The sequence below is a fragment of the Porphyromonas circumdentaria genome, assembly GCF_900167105.1.
GTDB classification, from domain to species: Bacteria; Bacteroidota; Bacteroidia; order Bacteroidales; family Porphyromonadaceae; genus Porphyromonas; species Porphyromonas circumdentaria.
The window spans coordinates 1-5,411 of record NZ_FUXE01000030.1; the positions used below are offsets into that span (position 1 = coordinate 1).

5 protein-coding genes are annotated in these 5,411 nt (G+C 41.6%); 2 read left to right on the plus strand and 3 right to left on the minus strand.

All coding sequences use genetic code 11. From position 1 onward, the window contains the following. Positions 1–684: 684 nt before the first annotated feature. Positions 685–2,010 carry an Ig-like domain-containing protein gene (locus B5D06_RS08730; RefSeq protein WP_078737595.1) on the minus strand — a complete coding sequence of 442 codons (1,326 nt, stop codon included), beginning with the start codon at positions 2,008–2,010 and terminating at the stop codon, positions 685–687. A 589-nt stretch (positions 2,011–2,599) separates the two neighbouring features. Between B5D06_RS08730 and B5D06_RS08910 the strand changes: the two genes are divergently transcribed. Continuing rightward, positions 2,600–2,782, plus strand: a complete 183-nt coding sequence (locus B5D06_RS08910) for a hypothetical protein (RefSeq protein WP_143742669.1) — start codon at positions 2,600–2,602, stop codon at positions 2,780–2,782. Positions 2,783–2,895: 113 nt separating this feature from the next. Here the strand turns inward: B5D06_RS08910 and B5D06_RS08740 are convergent, their stop codons facing one another. Continuing rightward, entirely contained in the window at positions 2,896–3,777 is an 882-nt protein-coding gene (locus B5D06_RS08740; protein WP_078737597.1) for a fructose bisphosphate aldolase, read from the minus strand. Positions 3,778–3,999: 222 nt separating this feature from the next. Then, a complete protein-coding gene (locus B5D06_RS08745; RefSeq protein WP_078737598.1) occupies positions 4,000–5,088 on the minus strand; it encodes an ISAs1 family transposase in 1,089 nt (362 codons plus the stop codon). A 144-nt stretch (positions 5,089–5,232) separates the two neighbouring features. Between B5D06_RS08745 and B5D06_RS08750 the strand changes: the two genes are divergently transcribed. Then, on the plus strand, positions 5,233–5,411 hold a 179-nt coding region (locus B5D06_RS08750), incomplete at its 3' end, for a transposase family protein (RefSeq protein WP_143742671.1).

Sequence of the window (5,411 nt, forward strand, 5' to 3'; positions counted from 1 at the left end):
CTCGGCTGATGCCGTCCTATTCCTCTTAGGATCTGTTGCCCGAGAGATGACTGAAAGGACTTATGCTAGGAGGTTGCCCTACTTCCAAGAGTGGAGGATTAAATAAATGGATAATAACAAGAAAACCACAAAGTTTTTACCACAGGGGCATGCCCCTGTGGTAAAAAAGGAACTACTACTCTTACACACTTTTTCGGACACTACCGCTATCTCCTGGAGCACTTGGGACTTATCTATAAGATTTAACAGCTGACGATATAGTGGCTGTCCGATAAAATGCTTACTTTTACTCATCGTTATTGAGTTTTTTGCTGACAACAAAGTAACGAAAAGAAGGGCTGAACTCCTGATATAGGAATCAGCCCTTTAATTATGCTGTCAAAAAACTTTTATCGGACACCAATGATAATGATCCTATTGTAGACAGTATTAAAAGCCATTAAAGATTTGATACGGTTGCCCTGAAAGGATGACTTAATAAAACGGGGCTGTGGCAAAATTTGGTTTTGCCCAGCCCCTTTTTAGGTGTCTCAGAATGCGCAAAATGCAAGGCACTAAGACTGAGGCTGAAAGGAGCATGCTAAGGTATGTGACCGAAGCCGAATGTCGCAAGCAACACAGCAGTTTGTGCATTATTATGACACACCGCCGTGTATCTCAAAAAAGAGCTATGCAATACTCTTTTTATTGAGCTGTTTTGAACTCGTAGAAGAAAGGAGCTGTTGTGATACCCTTTTCCTTGTCAAAACCAATAGCAATCAAAACGTAGTCGCGATTGGGCTTTTTGTTTACGAAATAGCCTTCCTCGAGTTTGAAGTTGCCTTTTAATATAAGGTCATCAAGCTGTTTCTCTTCACAACGATCTGCCGCAATACATCTAAAAATCATGTAATGTATGGGAGAAAGTCCCTCTATGGTCTCTCCTTGACCCTCTTTTTTCTTGTAGTGGTCAACGAATTTCTTGGGTTGCATCGTGATGTAGTAGCTGTCTGTATTGGAAGGCTTAAGAGTTCCGACCAAAGCATGCTGCGTTATCTTCTCTAATTCAAATTCAAATTTTAAATCCGAAGGGACACTTGGCTTAGACTTGAATATATATTTTTCTACGGGAGCCGTAACCTCTTTTTTGTCGTTGATGCCGAAGCAATAGAATACGTATTCTGTGTCTGGGAAGAGAACCATATCTGAAGTAACAGCATCAGAAAGCTTGCCAGTTTGTGTCCCCCTAACGAGTGAGCCGAGGAACGATTGGTCGCCAAATTCTTTCCAGAAATCTAAGTTAGCAGCAATCAAATCATTGTTATAGTGGGCTTCAATTTCGTCACACATAGACTTGCGCAAAATCGTATATACATAAGTTTTGTTAGGGTCGGAGGGCTCTACTTTGAACTCTCCATCCAATGCGCTTAAGTTAGATACGCTCATCTTGAATTCAAATTTTTCTCTTACAGTGACTTCGCATTGAGCTTGTTTGCCTCCTGCCTCGGCGGTAACAGTAGTTTTACCTACTTTGAGAGCTGTTATATTTCCATCTACAACACTTGCCACCGTGGGGTTACTACTTGTCCAAGTAACTGTCTGTGGCGCGTCACTTGGTGCAACAGTTGCTGTTAGCTTAAGCTGTTCTCCCTCTTTCATTTCTACGGAGGTCTTGTCTAATGTTATGGACTCCACGGGAACGGTTTGAGCCTTTACAGTGACTACGCAAGTGGCAGTAACCTTACCACATTTAGCGGATATGGTTGCCTCTCCTTGAGCTTTTGCCACTACAACTCCATTCTCCACAGAGGCAATAGCAGGGGCATTACTCTCCCAAGAGATGGTTTTGTTAGTAGTTTCTTTGGGGCTGATTTCTGCCTCGAGTTTTGCACTTTCATCGATTGTTAGGGAGAGAGTGGTTTTATTCAATTTAATGGATTGTGGTTCAACCTGTACATTCTCTTTCTTACACATGGTAAAGAATAGAGAGACGGTTAGCAATACTAAAAGTGATTTTCCAAAAACTTTCATGGTTTCTTTTCTTCTTTAGAGTGTTTACTATTTATTTCTTCAATTAAGTTGGAAATACATCAGCTAATTTAATGAAAAAGATTTCAATATCTCTACTTTAATACTCTTGCGTGATGCCAACGAGATAGAGAGAGTTAGCAATTTGTCCTCTGATATAACTTTTGAATTGAGAAGGTTAAGACTACTTTTGCAGAACGAAATGCAAGAAAAAAGAAAAAGATAATTCTATCGTTTTTGGCATTATTCAGTTGTATGCTGGTTGCTTCTGCACAACTCTTTGATAGAGACACAATGGAAGAGGTGAATGAGAGATGGGGATTTGATTGTAAACTTGGAGTCTTAGGCATTTGGGATTTTATGCCTCGTTTCTCTCCTGGTTTTTCTTTTATCTATAAAGGTTTTTATGGCGACTTTTTGATCTCTCGGCACCTTCTCACATGAGAAATGTTCGCATCGGGGAATGGGAGGATAGGAGAAGTATTTCTTTTCATCTTGTTTACCAAATCCCTTTTTCGGAATCTTTTTGGATTGTACCAGTATTAGGTCATACCTTCGTTGCCACGGGATTACAAGTGGATATAATTGGAGCGTGGAAATTGACGGTATTGAAAATAAGTTTACTCCTACGAAGACTATTGCTGGCTTGGATTATGGGGCAGTCTTTGTGTACAATTTTATGCGGAGGTATATGGATATTGATTTATTACCCATCAATCTATCATTGACAGCTACTCGATATGGGTTATATGGAGGTATAGGCTGTGAGTTCTAGCTCTTGATAGAGGTGGAAAATAGAAGAGGAAGTGTCTACAATGTTTTGACACTCCCTCTTTTTGTATATGCTCTGAGACCCGTTTACGGCATCTCTTTTATGTTTAGGCGAGTTTATTTAATAGATGCTTCGTACACACTATCTACTGTCGCTTCTAACACTCGGTTAAACTCTTCGTCGCTCTGTTGTACAGTAAGCCCCTCTGCCAAAGCACGAGAGAAGGAGGCGATGATACCATGATTGCGTCCGAGTAGGGTGTTGGCTTCTTCACGGCTGTATCCACCAGAAAGAGCCACAACGCGTAACATCATAGGATGCTCTACAATTTCCTTATAGAAATTGTCTACAGTAGGCAGTGTGATCTTTAGCATTACAGGCTCTGTTTGCTTATTTAACTCTGCTAAAAGCTCCTTTTTTAGAATTTCTTCTGCTTTTTCCTTGTCGGGACAATGGATGTCTACTTCGGGTTCCAAGATAGGCATTAAACCGTGAGAAAGAATCTCGCGTCCCCATGCAAATTGCTGTGCTACGATGTCACGGATACCTTGTTCGTTAGCTTGTTTAATCACACTACGCATCTTTGTCCCGAATATATTGTAGCTAACTGCTTCGTCACAAAGTTTGCCAAGTTCGGGGAATGGTTTCATGAGTTGTACACCGTTGGCTTCTTCCTGTAAACCTTTGTCTACCTTGAGAAAAGGCACTATATTGCGCTTTTGCCAGAGGAAATCCGCTGTAGGCATCCCTTCGATTTGACTGCGCATAGTGCGCTCAAACAATATAACACCAATCACCTTGCGAGAAGAGAAAGCTGTAGAGGTAATCATACGTGCTCTCATTTGATGAATGAGCTCAAACATCTTTTCCTCGGAATCATAAGCTTCAGGCTGAATGCCATATGCTTTTAAGGCTTTAGGAGTAGAACCACCACTCTGATCCAAGGCTCCTACGAAACCAGGAGCCTGACGCATCTGTTGCAATTGTTCCTTGTTCATTGCTGGTAACTTTATTGAAAGATTAGAACTAAAATATTGTATGTTGCCTCAAAGGTAGGGATTATTTATGAGTTTATTTCGTTTACTAAGAAAATACCCGTGCCAGAAGGTTGTGCTTAGATACAAGAACGAATTTCTTTTCTATGAAAAAATAAAAAGAAGAGGCTCTTAACTCTTGAGGTAAGATAGAGATTGAGTAGGAGCTCCCCCAGGGCAACCGCATCAAATCTTTAGTAGCCTTTTGAGGTAGTTAATGTTTAGAGCAGCTTTGAATAGCCTCTTTCGTAAGGAGAGTTTGTCTTTGTATTGAGACACAATGGCTAAGGCGAACTTTCGGAGTGTGTTCAGATTCGTTGCTGAATAATCCTTCCTAGCTCCGCAAGCGTCCTCCCGAAAACTTACGTCTAAATGCCAATGCAATCTGTTCTCAATACACCAATGTCCCCGAATATATTGCCCTAACTCCTGGCACAATTCTGGAGCTAAACTACTGATATAGTATTGCTTTTCTTGCCGAGTTTCTCCCTCCAGACGACTCACAATACGTTCTACCTGAACCAAGGTTTGCAGACCCTGCCAATCCGAATATTCACCCTCATTGAATACCTCACTTGCTTTCAAAGTCGTATAAATACGCTTCTCAATTCGCCCATGGTCTTTCTCTAAGGTCTCCCAAGTGTGACACTGATACTTACCAGTAAAAGCATCTCGAACGTCTTCAAACAAATGCTTCTGATTGGCTTTAAGACTCAGCACATAATCTGCATCGGAGTGAATAATCTGCTCGGCAATAGTCTTTTGTGTACCCATCGCATCGATACTCACTACAGAACCCGATAAGTCTAGGCTATCCAATACCTCGGGGATAGCTTGAAGTTCGTTATGTTTTTCTACGACCGTTTCTTGCGCTAAACTTAAGCCTACTTCATCGACCCAAGCCGAGAGAATATGCGTGTGTCCGTTCTTCTTCTTTGCACCCCGTAGACGTTTGCCATCAATGGCGATATGCTTGCCTTCTAGGTCTTGAATAAGGTCTTTGCCATAAACACTTAGGCAGGCATAAAGCGAATGGGGCTCAATGCGTTGTAGAACACGTTCAAAAGTATCTGTGCTAGGAGTGCCGTTGGGGAGTTCTACTAAGGGGCGAAGAGATTCGCCACGCTCTAAACACAGCTCGTGCATGGACTCATAATCTTCAGCTCCACAGAGATAACTCGCTAAGGCTACAACTAAAATGTCACTCAACTTATGCTTACAACGACCTATAACGCGTGGGTCTTTAACCCCTTCGAAATAATCAACTATAGTCATAACTCCAAAGATACCTTATTTTGATGCGGTTGCCCTGGGAGCTCCCAGGGCAACCGCATCAAAATAGGCTTATCTTTGGGTTATGGATATACAAGATTATTTTTCTACAGGGCAACCGCATCAAAATAGGCTTATCTTTGGGTTATGGATATACAAGATTATTTTTCTAATGTAGAAGACCCACGTGTAGTGGGTCGTTGCAAGCATAAGTTGAGCGATATTCTAGTAATTGCATTGGCGAGTTATCTGTGTGGAGGCGAGGATTATGAGTCGATGCATGAACTCTGCTTAGAGCGTGGAGAATCGCTTCGCCCACTAGTTGA